Origin of the sequence: Jejubacter calystegiae, assembly GCF_005671395.1 — a bacterium.
In the GTDB taxonomy this organism is placed as follows: Bacteria; Pseudomonadota; Gammaproteobacteria; order Enterobacterales; family Enterobacteriaceae; genus Jejubacter; species Jejubacter calystegiae.
The window spans coordinates 3,947,813-3,974,085 of record NZ_CP040428.1 but is presented as its reverse complement, the minus strand read 5'-3'; the positions used below and the strand labels follow the sequence as shown (position 1 = coordinate 3,974,085).

The window sequence follows — 26,273 nt, the reverse complement described above, 5'->3', positions numbered from 1 at the left end:
CTTTCCCTTTATCTCAGGTTCCAGTCATCGGTGTACTGGATATTTCCATCCACATAGCGCCAGGTAACGCGCTCGTACATCATCGAGACTGACTCCATATGATTTATCTGTGAAGTGCCTGACAATTTCGCGTTTGGCATACCAGGGTTAACGCCGGTGATCTTCACGCCCCCGAACAGCATGACAAAATAGGCCTCTTCCTGGCCCGCATGGTTAATCCGGTACCAGCGGATCTCGGCGCTCTGAAGTGTCTGCCCCTTCGAAACCGCTTTATAGATGTATGGGCTTGAGGAGTCGAATTCCTTCTCAATCATCACCGGCGAGTGACTGCGGGTACCCGCTACTTTCCCTGTGTTGCTGTCTACCGGAATGTTGAGCCCGTGGCTGAATTCCACAACCTCAATACTCCCTTCGCGATCCTGTACATCTACGGAGCCTTTGATATCGGCGCCTCCATCGTCCTTGAGCCACATGTAAGCCGGGATTGGCATATTCAGTTCCTTCCATTCCCATACTATTTATGTGACTTTGAAATACACAAAATGATGACTGATTAGCAAGGGAAATGAATGAGTGAGTATGGAATGGTGGTGATGCCACGTATCGGCATTAACGATTACACCCTGAGCGATTATTAACCAAAGTCTTTCCCTAAAACTATTTTTAACTTATTGATTCTGAAAGGCACTAAACGAGACTTATCAGGAGAGTTTAATAACCAGCGACTGGTTTTAATGTAATGAATTTGCTGGTTATTTTGTGTTTTTTCTGCATTGCCGTACAGGCAGCTTAGAAAAACGAACCGTAACACTCCCTTTAGATGTGCCAGTTCACTGCCGTACAGCCGTCACCCTACCAGAGATCGGGCCTTCTCCAGCCGGTAAAGCAGGTCGTCATGATACTGACCGTGAAGCGAGTAGCCGTTTTTAACCGTCTGCTGCAGCCGGAATCCGCACTTTTCCAGTACCCGGATAGAGCCCTGATTATCGCCCAGAACCCGGGCGTCCAGGCATTGATAATCGCCTTTATCGAAAGCGTCCCGGCACACGGCTGCCAGCGTCTCGCTGGCCACGCCTTTCCCCTGGGCTGCCGTACAGATGGTATAGCCGACTTCTCCATGCTGGCGCGCCATCGCCTGGCGGGCGATGCCGATTTCCCCCAGCGCCTGCGCATGGTTGAGCCGATCGTGGATAATCCAGGTTTTTGGGGTAAAGGTCTCTTCTTTCCACGCTTTAAGACGTCGCTCAAACAGGGCCTGAATTTCGGCACGTTGCGCCACGTCTGACATATAACGCATTAGCGTTTCATCCTGGCGTAACGCCAGAAAAAATATCCAGTCATTTTCTGATATGGGTTTTAGTATGAAACGCGGCGTTGAGATATTCATGGTTCTCCTTGATGCATAAAAAAACCACGCCAGCTGGCGTGGTTTTCGAATGTTGTGCGAACTTACTTATTGGCGTCTTTGTAGACTTCAGCAACCGCTTCAAAGTTCGGACCGTGCTCGCGGGCAGCAACGATATGGTAGTACTTGCCGCCTTTCTCGTCAGCTTTCGCGGACAGTGCGTCGTGCAGATCGCTTGGGGAAGAGATTGCGCCACCAGACTGGGAGACATTGATATCACCCACTTTAACAAGTTTAAACTGGTCGATTTCCTGTTTGGAGACCTGAGTGGCTGCAAACGCGCTAAAGGAGAATGCAGACGCAACAATGGCGGTGATTAAAGCTGTTTTTTTCATAATAAAGCATCCTTGTTGGGTATTGAATGGACGTTAAGACACCATATCGAGTGTAGCCCAGGCGTCGAAAAAATCTTGTTTCGAGCGAAAAAAATAGTAACAGACTGATTTATAAATTCATATATTTGTGTCGGTTGATTGCTCCTGGAATGTGGCGCAGATCAGAAATACGCACAATCTTATTATTTTTTTTATTTAGCCATGGTTATTTCTTCATCGATTTTTCATTTATGGTCGTCGACCATTTGCTACAGGACATGAGGCATAGTCGATAGCATAGCTTCAGCCCTTTTTTTGGGGGAACTTGTAACTTATTGATTTTAATATTGTGACTGTAAATGTCTGGAAAAAGGGTTTTTGGCGGAATACCACTTTTTTACTTTTAGAAACAGTCGGCTACTGTTATTTTTTATCAGTGCACTGCCGTACAGGCAGCTTAGAAATTCTGGTCAACCTGCCATCGGGTGCGAATCAGGTGCACTGCCGTACAGGCAGCTTAGAAAAATCCGGGAATCACTGCCCGGGGAGTGGCTAAGTGCACTGCCGTACAGGCAGCTTAGAAACGGCACGCTTTACCTGCGTCATGTCGGCTTTCTGTGCACTGCCGTACAGGCAGCTTAGAAAGCCCTCCCTCACCAAAAAGCTGATAAGACAAGGTGCACTGCCGTACAGGCAGCTTAGAAAAACGTCTATTCGCAGGTCCAGGATATTTCCGCGTGCACTGCCGTACAGGCAGCTTAGAAAGTAATCAAACGTCTGGACTTCGCTGGCAGTGGGTGCACTGCCGTACAGGCAGCTTAGAAATCAACGTATGGTCGGTTTCCAGCTGCGTTTGTGTGCACTACCGTACAGGCAGCTTAAAAATGATGGTGTTTTACCGCCATGCTATCAGTAAATATTCTGACCTACGGCTGAGAAGGGCGTAGGTCACACTTTACGCCGGCATACTCTTCCTGATACAGGTCAGCAACGCCTGGGCGCCGGGGGAAAGGGGCGCATCGACCCGGGTCAGAATGCCAATGGGCTCGCCCGCGCCGTGGGTGGGTACCGGCAGGGCGTTCAGGGTACCCTGGCGTAGATCCTCTTTCACCGCGCCGGAAGGCACAAACCAGACGTACTGATAGTCCACCGTCAGCTGGCGCGACAGCGAAGCTGACAGCGTTTCGATGCAGGAGGCGGGCAGCTTACAGCCTTCACTGGCCAGCAGCGCTTCGGCATTCTGGCGTGGTACCGTGCCTTTGGGCGAAACCACCACCGGCCACTCCATTACCCGACTAAGTGTGACGTTGTCACGCAATAGTGGGTGATCGGGGCGCACCACCAGCTTTAGCGATTCCAGAAACAGCAGCTCATAGTTAAGGCCGGTCATCAGTTCCGGGTCGGACATACGGCCGATGCCGAGATCCAGCTCGCCGGACTTTAGCCCCGCCAGCAGCATGGTGTTATTCATGGTCGCCACCTGCAGGGTGACGTTCGCCTGCTGGCCGTGGTACTGGCCAATCACGCTGGGCAGAATGCCGAGCGCCGCCGTGGGCAGGGCGCCGATACGCACCACGTCATGGGTCTGGCCCTGCTTGCGGCTCATGGAAAGCCCGGCGTGATTCAGCGCATCCAGCACCCGGACCGCGTGAATCAGGAACTGTTCGCCCATCAGCGTGAGCTGAGCGCCCAGCCGACCGCGTTCGAACAGGCGTTCGCCGGTTAACTGTTCCAGCTCATTCAGGGTCTTGGAGAGGGCCGGTTGACTAAGATTAAGAGTTTCAGCCGCGCGCCCCAGTGTTCCCTGTTGGGCGACGGCCACGAATGTATGCAGATGGCGCAAGCGAATCCGCTGGCTGAAGAGACTGTTTTTTTCCATAACCCCAAGTTAAATCCAGCGCGACGACTGTGACAAGGTAACATGCTTATTTTTGATAACCTGATAGCAAAATAAAATTAACATTCGTCCGGGGGGATGTCGATGGGGGAAGAAATTATCGCAGCGGTGAAAAAATGTCCCGCCAGCATGGCGGGACGCGTGTCATGGCTCAGAGGTCGAAAAAGACAGTTTCGTTTTCGCCCTGCAGTCGGATGTCGAACTGGTAAACCACTTCGTTACCGCGCTGCTGGCGTTTGCCGATAAGCGTTGCGCGGCGTACTTCCCATTCAATCAGGTTAAGCACCGGGTCGCGGCTATTGGCATCGGCTTCATCGTCAAAGTACATGCGGGTGTTCAGCCCGATATTGATCCCGCGGGCGACGATCCACAGGTTAACGTGCGGCGCCATTATGCGCCCGTCACGGCCGACCACCGGGCCGGGCTTGATGGTTTCAAAACGCCAGACGCCGCTGTCGAAGTCGGAACAGCTGCGCCCCCAGCCGCGAAAATCGGGGTCCAGCGCTTTTTCCTGCTGCTGGTCGGCGGGGTGGCTGTAGCGCCCGACGGCATTGGCCTGCCAGATCTCCAGCAGCACGTCGCGAACTGGCGTGCCGGAACCATCAATCACCCGGCCTTCAATGGTTACCCGTTCTCCTTTGGTGTGGCTGTTGGTCAGTATATGGCTGAAGTTATTCTCGAAGATATCGAAGCCCGCAGCCTGGGGCGCCAGGCCGATGTGCACGTAAGGGCCAGCGGTCTGGGAGGCGGTTTCCGGTAAATAGTCTCTCATGATGCGGCCCCCTGGGTACGGTTTTCAAACAGCGTGGCCCGGTGGCCGCGCAGAACCAGATCGAAGCGATAAGCCAGACAGTCCAGCGGTACCGCCGCCGACATATCCAGTTCGGCAATCAGGGTGCGCACCGCGTCGTCATCCCCCAGTGTACGTACGATGGGGCACTGCTTAATCAGCGGATCGCCTTCGAAGTACATCTGGGTGATCAGCCGCTGGCCGAAGCTGTCGCCGGACAGCGAAAAGTGGATATGGGCCGGACGCCAGTCGCTTACCTGATTGCGCCACGGATAGGGGCCGGGCTTGATGGTGCGAAAGGCGTAGTAGCCGTTTTCGTCGGTTAGCATGCGGCCACAGCCGCCGAAGTTGGGATCGATCGGCGCCAGGTACTGATCCTTCTTGTGGCGGTAGCGACCGCCCGCGTTGGCCTGCCACACTTCCACCAGCGCGTTTTTCACCGGTCGGCCGTATCCGTCACGCACGTAGCCGTGAACGATAATCCGTTCGCCAATGGGCAGCCCCTCTTTAGCATAGTTAAGGATCAGATCGTTATCTTTGGGGCTAAGCTCACGGGCGCCGAAGACAGGGCCGGTGATTTCAGAAAGTGAATTTTGCAGGGAGATTAAGGCGTTACGCGGCGATCGCAGCACGCTGGTTTTGTAGCCCGGTGTGTAAGCCGGCGGGTGGCTGCGATAGTCGCGGTGCACCAGTTCGCGGGGGGACCATTTTTCGTCGTTCATGACGGGCTCCGGTTGGTTGAGTACAGGTGTTGTCGTTATCGGTGTCGGTCAGTGTGTGTAAATTAATTGTTAATTAATAGTGAAATTATGGCGCTTTTTTAATAACTCGTCGTTATCTATCCCGCTCCCCTGCGTTTGCGCAACCAATGCCCTGGCGATCACAAAAAGCAAATTCTTCCCGACGGCTCACCCGGCGCTTTCCTACTATTTCCTCCATTACCCACTGGAGGGATGAAAGCATGGTGAACAACGTCACGGCCGATGAGATCCGGGAGCAATTCTCCCAGGCAATGTCGGCCATGTACCAGCAGGAGGTTCCGCAGTACGGCACGCTACTGGAGCTGGTAGCCGATGTGAATCTGGGGGTGCTGGAAAAAAATCCCGGCCTGCATGAGCAACTGGCGAACGCCGATGAACTGTCGCGCCTGAACGTGGAGCGCCACGGGGCGATTCGCGTCGGTACGGCCCATGAGCTGGAGACGCTGCGACGTATCTTTAAGGTGATGGGGATGTTCCCGGTGGGTTACTACGACCTGTCTCAGGCGGGGGTGCCGGTTCACTCCACCGCCTTTCGTCCCATCGAAGAGGCTTCGCTTTCCCGCAATCCGTTTCGGATCTTTACTTCGCTGCTGCGGCTGGATCTGATCCCTGACGAAGGGTTGCGGCGCCGGGCCGAATCGATACTGGCGCAGCGCCATATCTTTACCCCCGGCTGCATCACGCTACTGACTCAGTATGAGCGGAAGTGCGGCTTTACCCAGGCACAGGCGGATGCGTTCGTTAATGAGGTGCTGGAAACCTTCCGCTGGCAGCGCCACGCCACGGTGGATGCCGCCACCTATGAGTCCCTGCATCAGACCCACCAGCTGATTGCCGATGTGGTCAGCTTCCGCGGCTGCCATATCAACCATCTGACGCCGCGAACCCTGGATATCGACCGGGTACAGGCCCAGATGCCGGAGCGTGGTATCGTCCCCAAAATGGTGATTGAGGGGCCGCCGCGTCGGGCTGTGCCGATCCTGCTGCGTCAGACCAGTTTTAAGGCGCTGGAGGAGTCGATTATGTTCAGCGACCAGCAGCCGGGCAGCCACAGGGCGCGTTTTGGTGAAATTGAACAACGCGGTATGGCGCTCACCCCTAAAGGGCGAGCGCTGTACGATACCCTGCTACGGGAAGTCGGTAACGCCCGCGATAACCTGACTCATCAGCTCCGTCTGCAGGAGGTGTTCAGCCGCTTCCCGGATGACGCCCGGGAGGTACGCCGCCAGGGGCTGGGCTACTTCCGTTACCGTCTGACCCCCGCCGGTGAAGCGCACCGCGCCGCCATTGAACCCGGCTGCGATCCGGAACCGTTGATCGACCGCGGCTGGCTGGTGGCGCATCCCATCACCTATGAAGATTTCCTGCCGGTCAGCGCTGCCGGTATTTTCCAGTCTAATCTTGGGGATGAAGCCCACCCCCTGAGTCACGGCAACGCCAGCCGCAGCGATTTTGAAATGGCGCTGGGCGCCTCGGTGCTGAACGAATTTGCCCTCTACCAGGAACTGGAAAAACGTAGCAAACGGCGTTGCGGTCTGCTCTGAAATAGGTACTCTTAGCGGCGTGTTTTCAAAAGGACAGTCGTATGAAAAGGCCCGCCACGCCGATCGTCACCCTGAGTCAGGGGCAGCTTATTGGTCAGATTGAAGAAGATATCGCCGTCTGGCGCGGCATTCCCTATGCGGCGCCGCCGGTGGGGGAAGGGCGCTGGCGCGCGCCGCGACCGCCGGTGCCCTGGCATGGCGTGCGGATGGCGGACCGCTTTGCGCCTGCCGCCTGGCAGAGTATTGAAGCCTGTCGGGAAGTGGGCGGCGGTGACCCTGGCACCTTTTGTGAAGATTGTCTGTATCTGAATATCTGGGCACCGGCCCAGAGCGACAAGCCGCTGCCGGTGATGGTCTGGCTGCACGGCGGCGGTTACACCATCGGCGCCGGTAGTCTGCCGCCCTATGAAGGGCGGGCACTGGCGAATCGTGGCGTGGTGGTGGTTACGGTGAATTACCGTCTCGGTCATCTGGGGTTCTTCGCCCATCCGGCGCTTGCGGAGGAAGATCCCGAAGGGCCGCTTGCTAACTTCGCGCTGCTGGATCAGATTGCAGCCCTGGAGTGGGTGCGCGATAACATCGCCGCGTTCGGCGGCGATCCGCAAAATATCACCCTGTTTGGCGAATCAGCCGGTGGGCGCAGCGTGCTGTCGCTGCTGGTGTCGCCGCTGTCCGCCGGTCTGTTTCATAAAGCGATTGCCCAGAGCGCCTATACCCTGGCCGATGAACCGCTCAGCGAGGCAACGGCCCGAGGTGAGGCGGTGGCTCGCCATCTGGGGCTGGAAAATGCTTCAGCCGCTCAACTGCGGGCCCTGCCGGCCGATGTGTTCTGGCCGCTGACCAGCCCGCTGGGAACGGGGCCGGTGCCCATCTGCGGCGATCGGGTACTGCCGCAACCTATGCTGGAAAGCCTGATGGCCGGGCGGCAACACCCCATGCCGCTGATGATAGGCAGCAACAGCGACGAAGCCAGCGTGATGGGGGTATTTGGCGTCGATCTGGCGCAGCAGATCCAACGCATGCGTCGCGACCACCGGCTGGGGCTGGCGTTGATCCGCATGCTCTATCCGGGGGTACGCGGCGACGAGGCGCTGGGCCGCCAGGTCAGTCGCGATATGGCCTTTACCACCATGGGATTCGTGGCGATGCAGTCCTGGCAGCGCCTGGGGCAGCCCTGCTGGCGCTACTGGTTTGACTATGTTGCCGAAGCGGAGCACGCCACCTATCCCTGGGGCGCCTGGCATGGCAACGAAATTCCCTACGTGTTCGATACCCTTGGCACCATTCTGCCGTCCAGGGAGTACGCCAGCCTTGAGGATCTGGCGTTTGCCGCCCGGGTGGCGGACTACTGGGCGGCTTTTGCCCATCTGAAGCCTGGACAGACGGTACTGGCAGGCCCGCTCCCCTGGCCTGCCAGCAAGGGGGGCGCCGACCGCCTGATGCGCATGGGCATTAACCGGCGGCCCGGCTTTAAGCTGGAGCGTCGCTTTATGCGCGCTCGCTCGCTGCTGTTTAAGCGGGTGATGAAGCAGCACGTTACCCTGTAATCAGCCTTGCTCGCAGCCAGCGAGCCCTGGCCGCCGCAGTCAGCGGCGGCACCATTACCACCTGATAGCCGCAGGCGCGATACAGTCGTAGCATCACCCGGGCGGTGGCCGCCGCTTCGTCCCAGCTCTGGCGGCGTTCATCGTCCTGGCGATAAATATCGCGCCAGGGCGGGGCGAAGAAGACCCGGGGCGCATAGCGGCAGTCGCGCACGGCGTTGGTCATCCGTGGCGGCGCGTCCAGACCGCACAGTTGCAGGTAGCCCAGCGAATCCGGAATGCCACGGTCGAACAGCACCGGCGCCGTGGCGTTTTCGTGTACCTTCCAGCCGTCGATATCGCGTTCCAGCATCCGCATGGCGAAAGCCAGTCTGTCCGCCCAGGGCAGGGCGTTGCCGCCTTGCTGCTGCTGTTCGCGAATAATGGCGCGACCGCTTTCCGGTTGGGTCGCTATTCCTGCGTCGCTTAGAGCCTGTAGCAGGGTGGATTTTCCGGCGCCGGGTCCGCCGGTCAGGATGTAGCGCAGATTCATAAGGCGTTTCTCCATAGTTTGAGAACTGTCTGAAATTTGGTCGGGTGGGGGAGCGGTATCGTTTCGGCCAGCGACTGCCAGCTGCTGTCAGCCGTGTCGCCAGCGGGGAAAGTGGCGGCGATCGGTGAAATAAAGAGTTTGAAAATGGAAGGAATTTTGTCTGGCGTGGGCGGTCATACCTGGGGCATTATTTTGACCATGTTCCCCTTTCAGGGGAAGTAAAATACACCAAAGCCACACCCAACTTAAGGACGATTTCTCAGGCATGAACCGCAGACGTTTTATTAAAGCTTCAATGGCGCTGGCAGCAGCCTGCGGCACGCCCGGCCTGGCCGGCCTCTTTTCTCAATCAGCCTGGGCGGCGGACGGCGGTATTGCCGATGGCAGTTCGCGTCCCTTCGACTTTGCTCAGCTTCAGGAAATGGCCAGCGAGTTGGCGAAAAAAACCTGGGGCGGCGCTCCCCGTCCGCTACCGGGGGCGCTTACCGGAATGACGCCTCAGGCCTACAATCATATTCAGTACGACGCGGGACACTCGCTGTGGAACCAGATCGAAGGGCGCCAGCTCGATGTGCAGTTCTTCCACGTCGGTATGGGGTTCCAGCGGCGGGTGCGGATGTACTCTGTGGATCCCGCCAGCCGCCAGGCGCGGGAGATTCACTTCCGCCCCGAACTCTTTAACTACAACGAGGCCGGGGTGGATACCCGCCAGTTGGAAGACCATCCGGATCTCGGCTTCGCCGGTTTCCGTGCCTTTAAGGCCCCGGAACTGGCGAAGCGCGATGTGGTTTCCTTCCTTGGCGCCAGCTACTTCCGTGCCGTGGACAGCACTTATCAGTATGGCCTGTCCGCCCGCGGCGTGGCGGTCAACACCTTCACCGATACTACCGAAGAGTTCCCGGATTTTACCGCCTTCTGGTTCGAAACCCCGAAAGCCCGCGACACCACCTTTGTGGTCTATGCGTTAATGGACGGTCCAAGTCTCACCGGCGCTTATAAATTCACCATTCACTGCGAAGAGAAGCAGGTGATTATGGAGGTGGAAAACCACCTGTATGCCCGTAAGGCCGTGAAGCAGCTGGGCATCGCGCCTATGACCAGCATGTTCAGTTGCGGCACTAACGAGCGCCGCATGTGTGACACCATCCACCCGCAGATCCATGACTCCGATCGCCTGGCGCTATGGCGCGGCAACGGTGAATGGGTGTGCCGTCCGCTCAATAATCCCCAGAAGCTGCAGTTTAACGCCTTTAATGATGAGAATATTAAAGGCTTTGGCCTGTTGCAGACCGATCACAGCTTCGATAACTATCAGGACGTTATCGGCTGGTATAACAAACGTCCCAGTCTGTGGGTGGAGCCGCAGGGCAACTGGGGCAAGGGGCATATCTCGCTGCTGGAGATTCCCACCACCGGCGAAACTCTGGATAATATCGTCTGCTTCTGGCAACCGGAAAAACCGGTGCAGGCCGGGGATCGGCTGGACTTTAAATATCGCCTGTACTGGGCCGCTGAACCGCCGGTGCGCAGCGAACTGGCCCGGGTTTACGCCACCCGTACCGGGATGGGCAGCTTCCCGGAAGGCTGGGCGCCGGGCGAACACTACCCGGAAACCTGGTCGCGCCGTTTCGCGGTGGACTTTGTCGGCGCTAACCTGAAAGAGGCGGCTGCCCGCGGTATGGAGCCGGTGATCACGCTGTCCAGCGGCGAGGCGAAGCAGGTGGAGATCCTCTACGTCGACCCCTTCGACGGTTATCGTATTCTGTTCGACTGGCACCCCACTTCTGACAGCGTCGATCCGGTGGAGATGCGGATGTATTTGCGCAGTCAGGGGCAGACCGAAAGCGAAACCTGGCTCTACCAGTACTTCCCGCCAGCGCCGGATAAGCGCAAGTATGTAGACGATCGTCAGATGCGCTGACCCCCTCACCCTAACCCTCTCCCCACAGGGGAGAGGGGACTGGCAAGTGCTGGTTTTCTCCCTCGCCTTCAGGGAGAGAGCCGGGGAGAGGGGACTGGCAAGTGCTGGTTGTCTCCCTCTCCCTCAGGGAGAGGGCCGGGGTGAGGAGACAGGCAAGTGCTGGTTGTCTCCCTCGCCTTCAGGGAGAGAGCCGGGGAGAAGGGACAGGCAAGTGCTGGTTTTCTCCCTCTCCCTCAGGGAGAGAGCCGGTGTGAGGAGACAGGCAAGTGCTGGTTGTCTCCCTCGCCTTCAGGGAGAGAGCCGGTGTGAGGAGACAGGCAAGTGCTGGTTGTCTCCCTCTCCCTCAGGGAGAGAGCCGGTGTGAGGAGACAGGCAAGTGCTGGTTTTCTCTCTCTCCCTCAGGGAGAGAGCCGGGGAGAAGGGACAGGCAAGTGCTGGTTTTCTCCCTCTCCCTCAGGGAGAGGGCCGGGGTGAGGGCTAATCCTCCGCGGCTTCTTCCAGCAACCACCTTCTGAACAGATCGATGGCCGGCTCATGCTGGCGTGCCTGACGCACCATCATCCAGGTGGCGCGATCCATAGCCGCGAACCCCAGCGGCGCGCACAGCGTTCCTTCCCGTAACTCCTTCTTCACCAGAATCTGCGGCGTCATGATGATGCCCAGGCCGTTGCGCGCGGCCTGAATCGCCAGCGTCAGATTATCGAAGTGTTTCCCCGCCCAGAAGTCGCCCCGGGCGCCGGTTTTTTGCGCCCACTCTTCCCAGGCGTGGGCGCGGGTATCGGCGTGCAGCAGCGGCAGGGCGCTAAAGTCGGCGGCGTAGCTCAGTCGTCCGCGAAACAGTGGGGAACAGACCGGGCCGATATAGTCGACGGCAATCAGCGTGGTGGCCACGCCTTCCGGCACCAGATGGTCGTGGCTCAGGATTAACACATCGGTGCGATCGTCACGCAGCTTCTGGGGGTCAGTCAGGGTATCGAAGCTGAGCGGAACGTCCGGATATTGCTGATTAAAACGTCCAATGCGCGGAATCAACCACTGGGCCAGAAAACTGGGGGCGCAGGAGACGGTCAGCCCGTGACGGGCCTGACCACGGATGCGTTCACAGCTTTCCGCGATATCGGTAAAGGCCCGGGAACAGACCCGGCTGAGCTGTTCGCCATCCGCCGTCAAATGGATACGTCCACCGGCCCGCACAAACAGCGGAGCGGCCAGCCACTCTTCCAGCAGCCGGATCTGATGGCTGACGGCGCTATGGGTCACATTAAGCGAACGGGCAGCCAGGCTAACGCTCTGGTGGCGGGCGGCGCGTTGAAAGTAGCGCAATGCGCGCAGCGGCGGCAGGGAATCCGGCATAGCGATACCTTGTGAGAAAAACTAACAGTATATGTCTGTTTATATCATTTTTCAGCCGCGATTTATTTCCCTACTCTGTGCTGCATAACAGAACGATAAACAGCACGGGTTTCACTCTGAACCCCGTTATTTCCTGAAAGGAGCGTAAAATGACAGAACAGCTTACCCCCAAGACCCAGCTTGTTATGTTTACCGGTGGACGCGACAGCACCCTGGCCGCCTGTTATTTAATGTTACAAGGCATTCCGGTTCACCTCTGGTCAGGCAACAGCGGTTGCTCTTTGCATCGCGGTATTCTGGCTCACCGGGTGGAAGAGTTGCGCAATCGCTTTGGCGATTTAGTGGTCGGGCACACCGTGGCTGATATCAGCGGCGCTTTTCGTTCCATCGCCATTGAACATCTGGAATCGGACATTCTGAAGTACCGCAAGAATCTGGTGCTGCTGGGTGAAAAGATGGCGATTCACGCTCACCTGGTGGACTTCTGCCGCCGCAACGATATCGATGTGATCAACGACGGCATCACCCACTATCAGATGGAGTTTCCGGAACAGCGTCTGGTGGCCAAAGAGTGGCTGGTGGATATGATGGCGCGCTTCGACATCACCTACCATTCACCGATTTATGAGTTTGCCCGTTCGGCGGACGATGTGAAATATCGCCTGCTGCAGCTGGGTATCTCTACCAAATCGCTGGAGGGGATCAGCATCTTCGCTGACAGCTTCACCACCCCGGATGATGACACCATCCTTGGCTATCTGAACGACAAAGCGCCGTTGATGTTGAACATTGTGCGCTTCCTGTCCGGGGAGACTCTGGAGTGCCGTTCCACCCGCGCTGCAACGGTGGCCGCATGATGAGTCTGCAACCGGAAAGCTACGATGCCATTGAGGATGAGGTTTCCCAGGAGAAAGCGCAGAAGCCCATCGTGAAATGCGCCGCTGTCATCATCCATCAGCGTTCGCTGCTGCTGACCCGCAAGCGCGGCACCGACATTTTTATCTCGCCGGGGGGCAAGCCGGATGCCGGTGAAGATCACCTGAGTTGCCTGAAGCGCGAGCTCCAGGAAGAGCTGGGGGTTTCGGTCACAAATATTCGCCCCTTCGGGCTGTTTCTGGGGCAGGCCGCTTTTGAAAACCGGCCGATCGAAAACCACGTTTATCGGGTAGAGATTGCCGGGCAGCCGCGGCCCTGTAGCGAAATCGAAGAGCTGGCCTGGGTCAGCTATCGCCAGCCGCCCTGTGCGGTGCCGGTAGGGTCCATATTTCGCGACGAGGTGATGCCGCTGCTCTATCAGCAGGAGCTTATTAACTGATGGATGCGTCATCACTGTCCCCGGATCTACAGCGGGTGTACGGAGAACATTTTTATAAGCGAGCGGCTATGTTAAGAGATCGGTTGAGAGATGAGCTGACCTGCATTTACCGCCTGGACGACTACGACATCTTTTTTGTGCAGTCGGTACGGGTGGGGCTGGTCATCCTGAATCATCTGTTTCATCGCCAGGAGGTGATGCTGCGGCTGGCGCCGCAGCATCACTATCCTCCCATCGCCCGTCTGTTTACCGGCGGTGGTCAGTGTCCGCCACCGCCCGGGGAGCTCAATATCATCACCCATGTGCACCCCGGTACCGGCGCGGTATGCAGCCTGAAGGGATGCGGCGGCAAGGGGATGGTGGATGCTTCCCACAGTTTCGCCACGCTGCGCCACGCCGAACTGGTGCGCGACAGCGAGATTTTTATTGCGCCGCTGCATAAGCATGCGTCGTTGACCCCCGGGCTGGCGATCGTCGCCCTACGGGCCAGCAGTCACAGCCGGCTGCTACGCAGCGAACTGCGGCTGTTCGAAGAGGCAACCGCTTCCAGCCACCCGCTGGAAGAGGCGCTGGAAACCCTGGCCAGACCGGAATGGCAGCCGTTTAACGTGGCGCAGGTATGCGCTTCGGCGCTGACGCTACCGGCAGGCTACGGGCTGGATCCGGTCAGCGCGGATGGTTTGCCGTTCTGCTGCATCAAAATGCCGGTGCCGGACGAAGGGCTGCTACGGCGCGCGAAGGCCGACAGCATCAGCTATTTCCCGGATGTGGGAACGCTGCGGCTTTCCTGCTGGGCGCGCGGCGATGGCACTATCCCCGTGGATACCACGCCGGAGGTCTCCCGGCGGTTGACTCAACTTCTGGAGGTTTAATGAAACGGACGCTAACGGGTAACGGCAATCTTATCGGTATTGCGGGCGGGTTATTGTTGAGTACCGACTCGCTATTTATTCGCATGATGGGGATTGATAACTCCTGGGCCATCGTGCTGCTGCGGGGCGCGTTTATGTGGGCGGTCTGCCTGCTGGTCTGGCTGATGTGGCGGCCTTCGCGCTCTACGCTGGGCGCCCCCTGGGCGACCCGCGACAATCTGCTGTCGGTGCTCTTTTTCTGTCTGGCGTCGGCCGGTTTTGTGAACGCTCTGAACCGGGGCAATGTGGCGACGGTACTGGTGATTATCTCCGCCACGCCCTTTGTATCGGCGCTGATCTCCCGGGTGTTGTTCGGCGCCAGACTGGATCGCGGCCTGCTGACGGCGGCGCTGGTGGGGATGGTCGGAGTGGCGATTGTGATGAGCGGCCGCGGCGGCCATGAAAACGGGCTGGCGAACCTGTTTGCGCTCGGCACCGCAGTTTCAATGGCGCTGGCCTTTATTTATTCCTCCCGGGTAGAGGGGGGAACCCTGGCGTTACCGTCGGTAGGGGGGCTGCTGGCGGCGCTGCTGGTGGGGGTGTTTGCCGGTGGTCCGGTACAGCAGACGCTGATGCAGATGAACAGCGCGCAGTGGGGTTGGGCGCTGGCGGAAGGGGCGTTAGTGATGCCGCTGGCCATGGGGTTGATTACGCTGTCGACCCGCTATGTCTCCCCGGCAAACGCCGGTCTGTTCCTGCTGCTGGAAACCGCGCTGGCGCCGCTGTGGATCTGGCTGGTGCTGGGCCAGGCGCCAACGGGGCACGCGCTTATCGGCGGCGTGGTGATTGTGGGGGCGGTGCTGGTTAACAGCCTGCGCAGCCGTCGGGCGGAGCTTTACGGCGAACCGCAGTCCTAAGAAAGTTTTGTGGATCTCCTTCGAATTGGGGGTAAGGAGAACACAAGGATGCGTCGGCCGCCAGGTCAACGCAGTACCCGTAAGGGGGCAGGGAGGCAAACCGGTGTGATGTATGCCAGGCCATATACGGATTAATGGCCTGGCTTTTTTTATTTGATTCCCTCCTTCTGTTCCACAACGCTTTTACATCCGTATTTTCCAGGAGTAAGTTAGGCGTAAACCCCGATTTATGAAGGAGATAACCGTGCAGCAGAACAAGCATAACTGGCAGGATGAGGTGATTGAGGTTGAGCAGGGGCTGATTCTGCATTCGGTGAATGAAACCTTTGTGACACCGGTTTTTGAGCTGGTACAGCGCAATAAGGCGTGGCTACAGCAGGCGATGGACTGGCCTCAGTACGTAACGGCCCAGGAAGATACTCTGAAAACCCTGCGCGGCAACCATATGCTTCATCATCGCAATTACGCCAAGATGTTTATGATCCTGCTGGAACAGGAGCTGGTAGGCGTCATCTCTTTTAACCAGATAGAGCCTACCAATAAGGCGGCCTATATTGGCTACTGGCTGGACCAGGGGCACCAGGGGCAGGGGATTATCTCCAGGGCGCTACAGGCGATGATGAAAAAATATTCCGGGGAAGGCATGGTGCGACGCTTTGCTATTCGCTGCAGCGTCAACAATGAAGCCAGCAATGCGGTGGCGTTGCGTAACGGTTTTACCCTGGAAGGCTGCATGAAACAGGCCGAATACCTTAACGGCCAGTTCCACGATCAAAATATCTACGGGCGGATTATCGACACGGCTCAGTCGGACTGATTCGCCACCTTTTACCAAAACAGCGTCACTGATAGTCGCAGAGCCAGCGTAGCTAAGGCGATAAATAGCACCGGCAGAGTCATGATAATGCCGGTGCGGAAGTAGTATCCCCAGGTGATGGTCATATTTTTCTGTGACAGGACATGCAGCCATAACAGCGTTGCCAGACTGCCAATTGGGGTAATTTTAGGACCCAGATCGCAGCCGATGATATTGGCATAGATCATTGCCTCTTTAATTACGCCTGAAGCCGCGCTGGCGTCTATCGACAATGCCCCCACCAGTACCGTTGGCATATTATTCATGACTGACGAGAGAAATGCGGTCAGGAAGCCGGTGCCAAAGGTGGCCGCCAGCAAGCCTTTATCGGCCAGCATATTCAATACGCCGGAAAGATATTCCGTCAGTCCTGCATTTCTCAGGCCGTAGACCACCAGATACATTCCCAGTGAGAATATGACGATCTGCCAGGGTGCTCCCCGCAATACTTTTCGGGTATTGATGGCATGGCCCTTTTGGGCAACGGCAAGCAAAATGGCGGCCCCCGTTGCCGCAATGGCGCTGACCGGAATCCCCATGGGCTCCAGCACAAAGAAACCCACAAGCAACAGTACCAGAACAACCCAGCCTGTCTTAAAGGTGGCAGGATCTTTAATGGCGCTGGCCGGGACTTTCAGCAGCGTCACGTCGTAGGTTACCGGGATATCTTTGCGAAAGAAGAGATGCAGCATGCCGAGTGTGGCTGCAATAGTGGCGATAGTGACCGGGATCATGACCGATGCGTATTGCGCAAAGCCAAGCCGGAAGAAGTCAGCAGAGACAATATTCACAAGATTAGAGACGATAAGCGGCAGACTGGCCGTGTCGGCAATAAACCCCGCCGCCATCACGAAGGCAAGGGTGGCTCCTCTGCTGAATCCCAGCGCCAGCAACATAGCAATCACGATCGGCGTCAGTATCAGGGCAGCGCCGTCGTTGGCAAACAGGGCTGCGACGGCGGCGCCAAGTAACACAATCCAGCTAAACAACAGACGCCCACGCCCGTTGCCCCAGCGCGAAACATGCAGGGCAGCCCATTCAAAAAAACCGGATTCATCAAGCAGCAAGCTGATAATGATGACGGCGATAAAGGTTGCCGTGGCGTTCCAGACGATATGCCAGACCACCGGAATATCATCAATATGGATAACGCCGCTCATCAGGGCGAGGATCGCGCCAATGCTCGCGCTCCAGCCAATGCTCAGTCCTTTGGGTTGCCAGATAACCAGAATCAGCGTCAGTAGAAAAAGACTCCCGGCCAGTAACATTTAAGACTCCATAATATATGTTTTTTAGAATGTGTATCCGTACCGGCTAGCAGAGGGTCGCCGCCGATTTGGCCAGCCGGTCGCGGACATCGTCCCGCAGACACAGCCAGGTGGTTGTTATCGTCTCGGCGGCCCAGGCTGGCATATGTGGCGAAAGGCGATAGTAGATCCATTTCCCTTCCCGGCGATCCAGAACCAGTTCCGACTCGCGTAATATCGCCATATGGCGGGATATCTTAGGTTGTGAAGCAGAGATAGCCCCGCAGAGTTCGCAGACGCACAGTTCTCCCGATTCGCGCAGAAGCATCACGATAGCCAGCCGGGTATCGTCCGACAGAATTTTGAAAAGCTGAACGGGTTGTAGCATTTGAGTTCCCGGTGAACGTAGAATACATATACGATAAAACATATGTGTTGATATTGAAATCGCCAGGTGCTTTTAAGGAGGCATAAAAGTGGAATCATTTCCGGCCCTGAACGCGGACTGTTTCGACAGGCAGATCGCTGAAAAATTACAGCAACCAGAACCGCCGCGTATTCTGATCCTTTATGGCTCGGTACGGGAACGTTCGTACAGCCGTTTTGCCGCCGAAGAAGCAGGGCGCCTGCTCAGCGCGATGGGCGCAGAGGTCAAAATGTTTAATCCCTCAGGTCTGCCTTTGCCTGACGATGCGCCGGAAACGCATCCGAAAGTGGTTGAACTACGTGAGCGGGTAAGGTGGTGTGACGGCATGATCTGGAGCTCGCCGGAGCGACATGGTGCGATGAGTGCAATAATGAAGGCCCAGATCGACTGGATTTCATTAAGCGAAGGGGCCGTGCGACCGTCTCAGGGTAAAACGCTGGCCGTGATGCAGGTCTGCGGCGGTTCACAGTCCTTCAACGCCGTAAACCAGATGCGCATTCTGGGGCGCTGGATGCGGATGTTCACGATTCCTAATCAGTCATCGGTGGCGAAAGCCTGGCAGGAATTTGATGACAACGGGCGCATGAAGCCTTCCTCCTGGTACGATCGCATCGTGGACGTTGCCGAAGAGTTGTTCAAGATAACGCTGCTTCTGAAAGGGCAGACCCATTACCTTGCTGACAGATACAGCGAGCGGGTGGAGAGCCATCAGGCGCTCTCGGCGCGTGTTAACCAGCAAAAAATTTAGACTGGTACGTTACCCGGGAACCCCGTAATACGGCATCCGGGTAATATGCTGACTGCCTGCCAGGGTTTTGTCGCCGTGAATATGGATGGTTTCATCGTCCCAGGCTTCGACGCTAACCTCATCCGTCAGGCGAACCCGATGCTCGATCAGCACATTACCCGTCACCCGGGCGTGGCCGTCGATGCTAACGCGATCGTCAAGCTGTAGCGGCCCGCCAGTGAGCACCGCATCGCCTTCCACCCGCACCCGATGTTTAAGCAGGCATTCGCCCACGATCTGCGCATTGCCGCCGACCCGGGAGCTGTAACGCAGGGTCGGACTCTGACCTTCGCCGCGCCCGGCCAGGATGCGTGCCCGCTCTCCTACCCAGGCCTGATCGCACAGCCAGACATCATTCTCTTCGTTACCCTCTATCACCGCATGACCGCTTACGCAGGCCCGGTGTTCAATAAAGGCGTAGCTGACCAGCGCGCTGTCGATGATTTGCGCCTGATGCATAATGCGCGAAGCGTGCACGCTGGCGCGATCGGCAATACGTAGCTGCTGGTGTTTTTCCGCCGTCAGCCCGCGGCGGGCGATGACCTGGCTGTCGCTGACCCGGGCGACGTCACCGATCTGGCATTGACCGCTGACCTGACTGGCGCGTACCGCAACCTGGTCGCCGATGTGGGCGTGATGGGTGACCTGTGAACTATCCACCAGCGCATTGCCGTCGATAATCGCCCCCTGGCCGATAACGCATTCACCAGTAATGCGGGCGTTATGGGTGACCCAGGCGCCGCCATACAGAATGCTGTTTTGACTGTACACCCAGCAGTCGCCGGACTGGCTTAGTAGCTCTTCCTCTTCCAGCCAGCCACCGCGCTGCCCGGCCCGGACATCGGCAAAATCGGTAATCGCTTCAAGCTGGCGTAGCCAGAGCGTACATCTGACGTCACCCTGCATAATGGTGAACGGGCGCTTTTGTTCCAGCAGACGAAATTTTTGCATGCGGGCTCCCGGATTGAATCGGCGGCAACACTGATTAAAAGGTAGCAAATCTGGCCGGGATAGTATTTGACGGACAAATCCCATAAAATGCATTTCAAATATATTTTATGTCTTAAACAAGATGCAGAAATCATCCGAACCTCGTCAGATCCTCAATCTGCCCGCCGGTTACTTTGGTATGGTGTTGGGCATTCTGGGTATGGGGTTTGCCTGGCGCTATGCCGCCACGATCTGGCCGCTGTCACCGCGTATTAGCGATGGGCTGATCGCCTCGGGGATAGCCATCTGGCTGCTGTTGAGTCTGAGCTTTCTCTGGCGACTGGTGCGTTACACCAGCACCGTACTGGAAGAGATCCGCCATCCGTTGAAGAGCAGCTTTGTCAGTCTGTTTCCGGCCACCACTATGCTGGTGGCGATCGGCGTTGTTCCCTGGCTGCGGCCGCTGGCGCTGGGGCTGTTCGCGGTGGGTGTGGTGGCGCAGCTCGGTTACGCCGCCTGGCAGAGCGCCGGTCTGTGGCGCGGTACCCATCCCACCGAAGCTACCACCCCCGGGCTCTATCTGCCGACGGTAGCCTGCAACTTTATTAGCGCCATGGCCTGCGGCGCCCTCGGCTGGCCGGCGGCCGGCAGCCTGTTTTTGGGGGCTGGCGTTTTTTCTTGGCTGAGCCTGGAGCCTGCCATATTGCAGCGCCTGCGCAGCGCCGGTGAAGTGCCGCCCGCGGCGCGCAGTTCGCTGGGAATTCAAATGGCGCCGGCGCTGGTGGCCTGTAGCGCCTGGCTAAGCGTCAACGGTGGAAAAGGGGATATCTTTGCTCATATGCTGTTTGGCTACGGCCTGCTGCAGCTGCTGTTTATGGTACGGCTGATGCCCTGGTATCTGACGCAGCCGTTTAACGCTTCGCTATGGAGCTTTTCATTCGGCCTGTCGGCGCTGGCAACCACCGCGCTGCATCTGGGACATGAACAACCGGACGGCGTATTCCACTGGCTGGCGATACCGCTGTTTATCTTCTCTAACCTGATTATCGGGCTGCTGATGGTTCAGACCCTAATCCTGCTGTGCCAGGGTAAACTGTTGCTTCGTGAACCGCATCCCGCACCATGCTACAACAAGGAGCTCTCATGACCCCGCGTGATGAAAACTATTTTACCGACAAATATGGTCTGACCCGCACCCACTCGGAAGTGCTGGAGGCGATGCAGTGGCTAACCCCAGGCCGCACGCTGGACGTGGGCTGTGGCAATGGCCGCAACAGCCTCTATCTGGCAGCGCGCGGCTTTGATGTGACCGCCTGGGATAAAAATCCGACCAGCATTGCCAACGTCCAGCGTATCGCTCAGGAAGAGGGGCTGGATAACCTGAACGCCAGCATTGTCGATCTGAACGGGCTGACCTTTGATGGCGAGTACGACTTTATACTTTCCACCGTGGTGATGATGTTCCTGGCGCCGGAAACCATTCCAGGGCTCATCGGCAGCATGCAGGCCGCTACCCGTCCCGGTGGCTATAACCTGATTGTCGCGGCCATGGATACCGACGATTACCCCTGCACCGTGGGCTTCCCTTTTGCCTTTCGTCAGGGCGAACTCAGCCGTTACTACGAAGGCTGGGAGCTGCTGAAATATAACGAAGACGTCGGCGAGTTGCACCGCACCGATGCCAACGGAAATCGGATTAAACTGCGTTTTGCCACCCTGTTTGCAAGAAAAATCTGATAACTGGCGTGATATTCACCACATTCTTTTGCTCTCCTGCGCGGCGTGCTTAATCCGGCACGCCGACGCGCGGTAACATCGTGCAACGCCTTGCAGTGACGCAAGGCGCATATCGACCAAGGAGAGTGCTTATGCGTTATCCAATCCCCCTTAATCCCAGCCGTCGTCAGTTTTTTAAACACAGTGCCGCGGTTTCCGCCATGGCGGTGACCGGTATTGCCGGGCTCAGCGCACCGCAGTTGAGTTTTGCCGCAGCCATGACGAAAACACAGCGCGACGCGATGACGCCTGCCGAAATCGTAGAAGGCCTGAAGCAGGGCAATCTGCGATTCCGACAGGGAAAAATGTTGCAGCATGATTATCTGGATGAACAACGTACCAGCAAGGCCGGTCAGTTTCCCTCTACGGTGATTCTGAGTTGTATTGATTCGCGAGTACCGGCGGAAATTGTGCTGGATACCGGCATTGGTGAAATCTTTAACACCAGAGTCGCGGGTAATGGCCAGAATGATGATATTTTGGGCAGCCTGGAGTATGCCTGTACGGTGTCCGGCGCCAAAGTGCTGCTGGTCATGGGGCACACCTCATGTGGCGCCATTAAAGGCGCCATTAACGGCGTTAAATTGGGTCATCTGACCGCCCTGGTACAGGCGATACGGCCCGCGGTAGAAAACACGCCCTGGGAAGGTGAACGGAGCATCGCCAGCCCGGGGTTTGTCGATGCCGTAGCCCGCACCCACGTGATGATGACGATGGAACAGATCCGTCGCCGTAGCCCGGTATTGTCCGAAATGGAAAACAAAGGCGATATCGTCATTCTTGGGGCGATGTACAGTCTGGAGGGAGGACAAGTCGACTTCTTTAGCTAATATGCCGGTACCGGGCGCTTCCAGCCCGGTCCTTCTCCCGCACGCAACGGCTATACTTGATCGTTTTGCAACCATCAAAGGAGGCCGGATGACGTTCATCGATAAGATAAATATACTGCCGGTGCTGATGTCGACATCGTTCTGGATTGGCGTGGCGACCGTGGTACTGGTGACGCTCATTGTTTACTGGTTGATAAACAGGCTGCTGGCCCTGGTGCACCGCACCATTCAGTCCTGGGGAGAGTCGCGCACCACCGCCCGCGACTACCGCTATCTGCTGTTCGACGTGCTGAACAAGACCAACAAACTGCTGATGTTTGTGGTCGCCTTCCTGATCAGTCTGCGCTTTGTCTCACTGCCGGCCAATCTTGGCAGTACCCTGAGCCATGCGTGGTTCCTGGTGCTGGCGCTCCAGGTCGCCATCTGGCTGGATCAGGCGGTGCAGTCCTGGCTGCATCACGTGATATACACCCCGGGCACCCGTAAGAATCCGGTGACCCTGGTGATTCTGGGCGTTATTCTGCGGGCGATCGTCTGGTCGATGATGCTGCTGTCGATCCTGGCCAATGCCGGGGTGGATATTACCGCGCTGGTTGCCAGTCTGGGGGTTGGCGGTATCGCTATCGCGCTGGCGGTGCAGACCGTACTGAGCGATGTGTTCGCCTCGCTTTCTATCGGTTTTGATAAGCCGTTCGAGATTGGCGACTTCATTGTATTCAATGATGTCGCCGGTACCATCGAGCATATCGGGCTGAAAACCACCCGTATCCGCAGCCTGAGCGGCGAGCAAATTGTCTGCGGCAACGCCATTCTGTTGCAGCAAATTATCCATAACTACAAGCGGATGCAGACCCGACGCATCGTCTTTTCCTTTGGCGTCTCACTGTCCACGCCGCCGGAAAAACTGCGTCAAATTGGCGATATGGTGAAGCAGATTGTGACCGATGTGGGCGAAACCACCTTTGATCGCGCCCATCTGCTGGGGTTTGAAAGCGATCGCCTGAGCTTCGAAGTAGTGCATATCGTCAGTACCGCCGACTATAACCGCTATATGGATATTCAGCAGGAGATCAATATCCGGTTAATTGAGCAACTGGCGGAAAATGATATCCGGCTGGCGCTGCCGAGTATTGTGGTGGTGGATTCACAGGGGCCGCGCCAGGCGGCCGCCTGAGTCATTATGCCGTGCCGCGGAGCCTGAACAACAGGCGCTCCGGCCGGGCGAACATCACCAGGTTGCCGGTCAGAATCAGCAGCAGACCGGCAACCGCGCTGGGGTGCCAAACGTAGCCTTCGTAGAGGGTGGAAATAGCCAGCGCTACCAGCGGAAACAGCAGGATGCTGTAAGCCGCCTGATCGGCGCCGATGCGGCTGACCAGCGTAAAGTAAGCGCCAAAGGCGATAACCGAACCAAACAGCGCCAGATAGAGCAGGGAGCCCAGATAGCGTGCCGACAGCGGCGGCATAAAGTTCGCCCCCTGGCTTAACGCCAGTAACCCCATCACCAGCGCTCCATACAGCATCGCCTGACTATTGGTGGTCAGAATATCCAGCCCGCGCCGCTGGTGGCGCAGACTAATCATATTGCCCAGCGAAAAACCCAGCGTGCCCAGCGCGCTCAGCCCGATGCCGATAAAGAGCCCTGGTTCAATACGGGGCGCGCTCAGATCGCGCCAGAACAGTAGTATGATACCGGCAGCACCCAGCAGCGCAGCCGGAAAGAAACTGACCGGCGGGCGAATCCTGAAAAACAGGAAGCTGTTAATTGCGTTAAACAGCACCGCCATTGAAAAAATGACCGATTCCAGTCCGCTGTTGATCCATTCGGCGGCGTGGTAGAAGCAGAGAAAGTTAAAGCCGAACACGCAGCAGCCCTGTGCCAGGCAAAACAGCCGATCGCGCAACGACAGGCGCTGCAAACGGCCGCACAGCCTGGCGATAAGCGTCATCACCAGCGCCGCGATGGCGAAACGCCAGAAGATGGAGACGGCGATCGGCGCCGTTCCGAGCTGCATGACAATGGCTATCCAGGTGGTGCCCCAGATGGCGACCACCAGGGCGTAAAGAATAAAAGGCATGAATCTCATCCCGTCATGGTAAAGGTGGCCCCAGTATCGTGCTGGCGTGACTGCTGCGCCTGCATCAGACTGCGGTGACTTGCAGCATCTTGCGCTTTTCTGTTGCCGAATCTGGCGGGGCCTGCGCCTGCTCGGGTACACTGCGGACATTCTTTATCCGCATGAAGTTCGCTTATGCCATCGCATTACCACACCTTTAACACGCTCAGCGCACACCGGGCGCAGCTGCGCGATAGCCTGGTGTTGGGCTCTGGTATTCAGCTTGCATCCTGGTTCAACAATAAGGACACCATCACCCAGCGTTCCGATCACCACACGTTGAGTCTGTATGTGGCGGACGGTTATGAAACCTGGCTTAAGGTGCCTGGCGGCTGGCGCAACGGCGGTGGACCGGGGCGTTTCTGCCTGATGCCGGAGCAGAGCGAATATACCTGGGACGTGCGTGGCGATCTCTCTTTTGTCCATCTCTACTGTACCGACTGGCATCTGCGGGCGGTGGCCGAGCAGGTCTGGGATCGCGGCCCGGCGCAGCTCAGCCTGGAAGAGAAGACCTTTGCCGAAGATGAGCGTATCGCCTGGATGTACCGCCATCTGCTGCTAAGCTGCGACTGGCGCCAGCAGGCTAACCAGCTACAGTTCAGTAGCGCAGCGACCTTATTGCTGATTCATCTGGTGCAGCACTACAGTACGGTACGCTGGCGCCTGCCTACGGTGACCGGCGGGCTGGCCCCGGTGGTACTACGCCGGGTGGAAGCGTGGATCGAAACGCATTTGGGAGACGCCATTACCCTGGCGATGCTGGCCCGGGAAGCGGATCTCAGCGAGTTCCACTTTGCACGTATGTTCAGCCGTTCGATGGGGATGGCGCCGCACCGCTATGTGATGCAGCGCCGCCTGCTGCGGGCCGAACAGCTGGTGCGTCACAGCCGCCTGCCATTAACGGAGGTAGCCCTGGGCTGCGGATTCAGTTCCGCCAGCCATTTTAGTAACCGCTTTCGCGCGGCCTTTGGCGCCACGCCGTCTCGGCTACGGGCGGCGGGTCGCTGACAGTACGGCATGGCACAGACCGCCGCCGACCAATCCCCAGAAGGCGGAGCCGACGCCCCACAGCGTGACCCCGGACGCCACAATCAAAAAGGTGACGATGGCGGCATCGCGCTGTTTTTCGTCGCCCAGCGCCTGATGCAGGCTGCCGCTTAGCGCGCCCAGAAGCGCCAGCCCTGCCAGCATTTTGATCCAGGCATCCGGCAGGGCGGTCATCAGATTGACAATCCCGCCCCCCGCCAGACCGGCCAGCAGATAGAATACGCCCGCCGCGCAGGCGGCCTGCCAGCGCCGGGCGGGATCCGGATGAGCCTCTTCCCCCTGGCAGATGGAGGCGGTAATGGCGGCAATTGCCACCGAAAACGCGCCAAATGGCGCCAGCACCAGGGTAAACAGACCGGTTACTGAGAGCAGCGGCGAGGTGGGAACCTGATAGCCGGAGGCCTTAAGCGTTGCCAGACCCGGCGCGTTCTGGGACGCCATGGTCACCAGAAAATAAGGCACTCCCACGCCAATCAGGCTGGAAAGCGTAAATTGCGGCAGGGTAAAGGTCGGCGTGACAAACAGCGGCAACGTCAGCCCCTGCTGGTACTGATGATCGGCGAAGGCGACCATCAGACCGGCGAGCAGCGCGGCAATGACGGCATAGCGTGGCGCCAGCGTCCGTACCAGCAGCCAGGCGGCCAGCATCACGCCGCACAGCAGGCCGTTGTCCGCCAGAGCGCCGAAGGCTTCCAGCCCGAAACGCAGCAAAATACCGGCCAGCATGGCGGCGCACAGGCTGTGGGGCAGAATTTTCATTAAGCGGGCGAACAGACCGGTGACGCCGCACAGCGTAATCAGCGCGCCACAGAAGATAAATACCCCGGTGGCTTCCCCCAGCGAATGGCCTGGCAGGCTGGTCACCAGCAGTGCCGCGCCGGGCGTCGACCAGGCCGTCAGTACCGGCGCCCGCCAGCGCAGGCTTAGCAGCAGGGTGCTTAGCCCCATCGCCAGGCCCAGCATGGTCATCCAGCCCGCCACCTGAGCGTTAGTGGCGCCCGCGACGGAAGCCGCCTGCCAGATAATGGCAGCAGAACTGGCATAGCCTACCAGCACAGCCACAAAACCGGCCACGGGCACCGAAGGGGGAAAGGGGATTGCCAGGCGCATAG

At 57.9% G+C, this 26,273-nt stretch carries 27 protein-coding genes and 1 CRISPR repeat array; of the genes, 14 read left to right on the top strand and 13 right to left on the bottom strand.

The features are described from left to right. Positions 1–8 precede the first annotated feature (8 nt). The 6 genes from FEM41_RS18335 to pcaH all read right to left on the bottom strand — a co-directional run bounded on the left by FEM41_RS18335 (position 9) and on the right by pcaH (position 5,128). On the bottom strand, positions 9–491 hold the full coding sequence (locus FEM41_RS18335) for an Hcp family type VI secretion system effector (RefSeq protein ID WP_138097625.1): 483 nt from the start codon (positions 489–491) through the stop codon (positions 9–11). A gap of 356 nt (positions 492–847) precedes the next feature. Further along, positions 848–1,387 (bottom strand): GNAT family N-acetyltransferase, encoded by a 540-nt coding sequence (locus FEM41_RS18330; RefSeq protein WP_138097624.1) that lies wholly within the window; start codon positions 1,385–1,387, stop codon positions 848–850. Positions 1,388–1,449: 62 nt separating this feature from the next. Then, positions 1,450–1,740: a YdgH/BhsA/McbA family protein gene (locus tag FEM41_RS18325; RefSeq protein WP_138097623.1), complete on the bottom strand. Its 291-nt coding sequence runs from the start codon at positions 1,738–1,740 to the stop codon at positions 1,450–1,452. A 415-nt stretch (positions 1,741–2,155) separates the two neighbouring features. Further along, positions 2,156–2,604: a CRISPR direct-repeat array (repeat unit 28 nt; unit sequence GTGCACTGCCGTACAGGCAGCTTAGAAA). Positions 2,605–2,674: 70 nt separating this feature from the next. After that, positions 2,675–3,598 carry a LysR substrate-binding domain-containing protein gene (locus tag FEM41_RS18320; RefSeq protein ID WP_138097622.1) on the bottom strand — a complete coding sequence of 308 codons (924 nt, stop codon included), beginning with the start codon at positions 3,596–3,598 and terminating at the stop codon, positions 2,675–2,677. A gap of 169 nt (positions 3,599–3,767) precedes the next feature. Then, entirely contained in the window at positions 3,768–4,388 is a 621-nt protein-coding gene (pcaG, locus tag FEM41_RS18315) for a protocatechuate 3,4-dioxygenase subunit alpha (protein ID WP_138097621.1), read from the bottom strand. Beyond that, positions 4,385–5,128 (bottom strand): protocatechuate 3,4-dioxygenase subunit beta, encoded by a 744-nt coding sequence (pcaH, locus tag FEM41_RS18310; RefSeq protein ID WP_138097620.1) that lies wholly within the window; start codon positions 5,126–5,128, stop codon positions 4,385–4,387. The genes pcaG and pcaH overlap by 4 nt, the downstream gene beginning before the upstream one ends. Before the next feature lie 239 nt (positions 5,129–5,367). Between pcaH and hglS the strand changes: the two genes are divergently transcribed. Both hglS and FEM41_RS18300 read left to right on the top strand, forming a co-directional pair. Further along, complete coding sequence (gene hglS, locus FEM41_RS18305) at positions 5,368–6,711, top strand: 2-oxoadipate dioxygenase/decarboxylase HglS (RefSeq protein ID WP_138097619.1); 1,344 nt, start codon at positions 5,368–5,370, stop codon at positions 6,709–6,711. A gap of 41 nt (positions 6,712–6,752) precedes the next feature. Further along, positions 6,753–8,258: a carboxylesterase/lipase family protein gene (locus FEM41_RS18300; protein WP_138097618.1), complete on the top strand. Its 1,506-nt coding sequence runs from the start codon at positions 6,753–6,755 to the stop codon at positions 8,256–8,258. Here FEM41_RS18300 and FEM41_RS18295 read toward each other — a convergent pair. Then, the gene (locus tag FEM41_RS18295; RefSeq protein ID WP_138097617.1) at positions 8,248–8,787 is read right to left on the bottom strand and encodes an AAA family ATPase; all 540 of its coding nucleotides are present in this window, start codon (positions 8,785–8,787) and stop codon (positions 8,248–8,250) included. The two genes, FEM41_RS18300 and FEM41_RS18295, sit on opposite strands and share 11 nt — an antisense overlap. 265 nt (positions 8,788–9,052) lie before the next feature. Between FEM41_RS18295 and FEM41_RS18290 the strand changes: the two genes are divergently transcribed. Next, positions 9,053–10,708, top strand: coding sequence for a glucan biosynthesis protein D (locus tag FEM41_RS18290; RefSeq protein ID WP_138097616.1), 1,656 nt, complete (start codon positions 9,053–9,055; stop codon positions 10,706–10,708). Between the two features lie 477 nt (positions 10,709–11,185). On the opposite strand, the gene FEM41_RS18285 is transcribed toward FEM41_RS18290, so the two are convergent. Next, positions 11,186–12,061: a LysR substrate-binding domain-containing protein gene (locus FEM41_RS18285; RefSeq protein WP_138097615.1), complete on the bottom strand. Its 876-nt coding sequence runs from the start codon at positions 12,059–12,061 to the stop codon at positions 11,186–11,188. Between the two features lie 149 nt (positions 12,062–12,210). On the opposite strand from FEM41_RS18285, the gene FEM41_RS18280 reads away from it, so the two are divergent. The 5 genes from FEM41_RS18280 to rimL all read left to right on the top strand — a co-directional run bounded on the left by FEM41_RS18280 (position 12,211) and on the right by rimL (position 15,961). Beyond that, positions 12,211–12,918, top strand: coding sequence for a hypothetical protein (locus FEM41_RS18280; protein ID WP_138097614.1), 708 nt, complete (start codon positions 12,211–12,213; stop codon positions 12,916–12,918). Beyond that, a complete protein-coding gene (locus FEM41_RS18275) occupies positions 12,915–13,376 on the top strand; it encodes an NUDIX hydrolase (RefSeq protein ID WP_241666518.1) in 462 nt (153 codons plus the stop codon). The genes FEM41_RS18280 and FEM41_RS18275 overlap by 4 nt, the downstream gene beginning before the upstream one ends. Next, positions 13,376–14,248: a DUF6024 family protein gene (locus tag FEM41_RS18270; RefSeq protein ID WP_138097613.1), complete on the top strand. Its 873-nt coding sequence runs from the start codon at positions 13,376–13,378 to the stop codon at positions 14,246–14,248. Before FEM41_RS18275 ends, FEM41_RS18270 begins: the two co-directional genes overlap by 1 nt. Then, positions 14,248–15,144 (top strand): DMT family transporter, encoded by an 897-nt coding sequence (locus FEM41_RS18265; RefSeq protein ID WP_138097612.1) that lies wholly within the window; start codon positions 14,248–14,250, stop codon positions 15,142–15,144. The genes FEM41_RS18270 and FEM41_RS18265 overlap by 1 nt, the downstream gene beginning before the upstream one ends. A 244-nt stretch (positions 15,145–15,388) precedes the next feature. Then, the gene (gene rimL / locus FEM41_RS18260; RefSeq protein ID WP_241666517.1) at positions 15,389–15,961 is read left to right on the top strand and encodes a 50S ribosomal protein L7/L12-serine acetyltransferase; all 573 of its coding nucleotides are present in this window, start codon (positions 15,389–15,391) and stop codon (positions 15,959–15,961) included. A gap of 11 nt (positions 15,962–15,972) precedes the next feature. Here the strand turns inward: rimL and FEM41_RS18255 are convergent, their stop codons facing one another. Next, positions 15,973–17,268, bottom strand: a complete 1,296-nt coding sequence (locus tag FEM41_RS18255) for an arsenic transporter (protein WP_138097610.1) — start codon at positions 17,266–17,268, stop codon at positions 15,973–15,975. 46 nt (positions 17,269–17,314) lie between these two features. Beyond that, positions 17,315–17,635 carry a metalloregulator ArsR/SmtB family transcription factor gene (locus FEM41_RS18250; RefSeq protein WP_138097609.1) on the bottom strand — a complete coding sequence of 107 codons (321 nt, stop codon included), beginning with the start codon at positions 17,633–17,635 and terminating at the stop codon, positions 17,315–17,317. A gap of 88 nt (positions 17,636–17,723) precedes the next feature. On the opposite strand from FEM41_RS18250, the gene arsH reads away from it, so the two are divergent. Next, complete coding sequence (gene arsH, locus FEM41_RS18245) at positions 17,724–18,422, top strand: arsenical resistance protein ArsH (RefSeq protein WP_138097608.1); 699 nt, start codon at positions 17,724–17,726, stop codon at positions 18,420–18,422. Between the two features lie 9 nt (positions 18,423–18,431). Here arsH and ydcK read toward each other — a convergent pair whose 3' ends face one another. Further along, positions 18,432–19,412: a YdcK family protein gene (ydcK, locus tag FEM41_RS18240; protein ID WP_138097607.1), complete on the bottom strand. Its 981-nt coding sequence runs from the start codon at positions 19,410–19,412 to the stop codon at positions 18,432–18,434. 121 nt (positions 19,413–19,533) lie between these two features. Between ydcK and tehA the strand changes: the two genes are divergently transcribed. From tehA to FEM41_RS18220, 4 genes are all read left to right on the top strand, one after another. Further along, positions 19,534–20,538 carry a dicarboxylate transporter/tellurite-resistance protein TehA gene (tehA, locus tag FEM41_RS18235; protein ID WP_138097606.1) on the top strand — a complete coding sequence of 335 codons (1,005 nt, stop codon included), beginning with the start codon at positions 19,534–19,536 and terminating at the stop codon, positions 20,536–20,538. Further along, entirely contained in the window at positions 20,535–21,128 is a 594-nt protein-coding gene (gene tehB / locus FEM41_RS18230; RefSeq protein WP_138097605.1) for a tellurite resistance methyltransferase TehB, read from the top strand. The genes tehA and tehB overlap by 4 nt, the downstream gene beginning before the upstream one ends. A 131-nt stretch (positions 21,129–21,259) precedes the next feature. After that, positions 21,260–21,997 (top strand): carbonic anhydrase family protein, encoded by a 738-nt coding sequence (locus FEM41_RS18225; RefSeq protein ID WP_138097604.1) that lies wholly within the window; start codon positions 21,260–21,262, stop codon positions 21,995–21,997. 88 nt (positions 21,998–22,085) lie between these two features. Continuing rightward, a complete protein-coding gene (locus FEM41_RS18220) occupies positions 22,086–23,171 on the top strand; it encodes a mechanosensitive ion channel family protein (RefSeq protein WP_138097603.1) in 1,086 nt (361 codons plus the stop codon). Positions 23,172–23,175: 4 nt separating this feature from the next. Here FEM41_RS18220 and FEM41_RS18215 read toward each other — a convergent pair whose 3' ends face one another. Next, on the bottom strand, positions 23,176–24,075 hold the full coding sequence (locus FEM41_RS18215; RefSeq protein ID WP_138097602.1) for a DMT family transporter: 900 nt from the start codon (positions 24,073–24,075) through the stop codon (positions 23,176–23,178). 174 nt (positions 24,076–24,249) lie between these two features. Between FEM41_RS18215 and FEM41_RS18210 the strand changes: the two genes are divergently transcribed. After that, entirely contained in the window at positions 24,250–25,122 is an 873-nt protein-coding gene (locus FEM41_RS18210; protein ID WP_138097601.1) for an AraC family transcriptional regulator, read from the top strand. Here the strand turns inward: FEM41_RS18210 and FEM41_RS18205 are convergent. After that, entirely contained in the window at positions 25,102–26,271 is a 1,170-nt protein-coding gene (locus FEM41_RS18205) for a benzoate/H(+) symporter BenE family transporter (RefSeq protein WP_138097600.1), read from the bottom strand. The genes FEM41_RS18210 and FEM41_RS18205 overlap by 21 nt on opposite strands. Between the last annotated feature and the right edge of the window lie 2 nt (positions 26,272–26,273).

Bases quoted from the DNA above. Each gene is read 5' to 3' on its own strand.
- FEM41_RS18225 (WP_138097604.1), top strand. From the start codon at position 21,260: ATGCGTTATCCAATCCCCCTTAATCCCAGCCGTCGTCAGTTTTTTAAA.
- FEM41_RS18265 (WP_138097612.1), top strand. From the start codon at position 14,248: ATGAAACGGACGCTAACGGGTAACGGCAATCTTATCGGTATTGCGGGC.
- FEM41_RS18335 (WP_138097625.1), bottom strand. From the start codon at position 491: ATGCCAATCCCGGCTTACATGTGGCTCAAGGACGATGGAGGCGCCGAT.
- FEM41_RS18285 (WP_138097615.1), bottom strand. From the start codon at position 12,061: ATGCCGGATTCCCTGCCGCCGCTGCGCGCATTGCGCTACTTTCAACGC.
- FEM41_RS18215 (WP_138097602.1), bottom strand. From the start codon at position 24,075: ATGCCTTTTATTCTTTACGCCCTGGTGGTCGCCATCTGGGGCACCACC.
- FEM41_RS18330 (WP_138097624.1), bottom strand. From the start codon at position 1,387: ATGAATATCTCAACGCCGCGTTTCATACTAAAACCCATATCAGAAAAT.
- FEM41_RS18220 (WP_138097603.1), top strand. From the start codon at position 22,086: ATGACGTTCATCGATAAGATAAATATACTGCCGGTGCTGATGTCGACA.
- tehA (WP_138097606.1), top strand. From the start codon at position 19,534: ATGCAGAAATCATCCGAACCTCGTCAGATCCTCAATCTGCCCGCCGGT.
- ydcK (WP_138097607.1), bottom strand. From the start codon at position 19,412: ATGCAAAAATTTCGTCTGCTGGAACAAAAGCGCCCGTTCACCATTATG.
- FEM41_RS18270 (WP_138097613.1), top strand. From the start codon at position 13,376: ATGGATGCGTCATCACTGTCCCCGGATCTACAGCGGGTGTACGGAGAA.
- FEM41_RS18280 (WP_138097614.1), top strand. From the start codon at position 12,211: ATGACAGAACAGCTTACCCCCAAGACCCAGCTTGTTATGTTTACCGGT.
- tehB (WP_138097605.1), top strand. From the start codon at position 20,535: ATGACCCCGCGTGATGAAAACTATTTTACCGACAAATATGGTCTGACC.
- FEM41_RS18320 (WP_138097622.1), bottom strand. From the start codon at position 3,598: ATGGAAAAAAACAGTCTCTTCAGCCAGCGGATTCGCTTGCGCCATCTG.
- FEM41_RS18295 (WP_138097617.1), bottom strand. From the start codon at position 8,787: ATGAATCTGCGCTACATCCTGACCGGCGGACCCGGCGCCGGAAAATCC.
- FEM41_RS18250 (WP_138097609.1), bottom strand. From the start codon at position 17,635: ATGCTACAACCCGTTCAGCTTTTCAAAATTCTGTCGGACGATACCCGG.
- FEM41_RS18325 (WP_138097623.1), bottom strand. From the start codon at position 1,740: ATGAAAAAAACAGCTTTAATCACCGCCATTGTTGCGTCTGCATTCTCC.
- FEM41_RS18210 (WP_138097601.1), top strand. From the start codon at position 24,250: ATGCCATCGCATTACCACACCTTTAACACGCTCAGCGCACACCGGGCG.
- FEM41_RS18275 (WP_241666518.1), top strand. From the start codon at position 12,915: ATGATGAGTCTGCAACCGGAAAGCTACGATGCCATTGAGGATGAGGTT.
- FEM41_RS18255 (WP_138097610.1), bottom strand. From the start codon at position 17,268: ATGTTACTGGCCGGGAGTCTTTTTCTACTGACGCTGATTCTGGTTATC.
- FEM41_RS18205 (WP_138097600.1), bottom strand. From the start codon at position 26,271: ATGCGCCTGGCAATCCCCTTTCCCCCTTCGGTGCCCGTGGCCGGTTTT.
- FEM41_RS18290 (WP_138097616.1), top strand. From the start codon at position 9,053: ATGAACCGCAGACGTTTTATTAAAGCTTCAATGGCGCTGGCAGCAGCC.
- pcaG (WP_138097621.1), bottom strand. From the start codon at position 4,388: ATGAGAGACTATTTACCGGAAACCGCCTCCCAGACCGCTGGCCCTTAC.
- pcaH (WP_138097620.1), bottom strand. From the start codon at position 5,128: ATGAACGACGAAAAATGGTCCCCCCGCGAACTGGTGCACCGCGACTAT.
- FEM41_RS18300 (WP_138097618.1), top strand. From the start codon at position 6,753: ATGAAAAGGCCCGCCACGCCGATCGTCACCCTGAGTCAGGGGCAGCTT.
- hglS (WP_138097619.1), top strand. From the start codon at position 5,368: ATGGTGAACAACGTCACGGCCGATGAGATCCGGGAGCAATTCTCCCAG.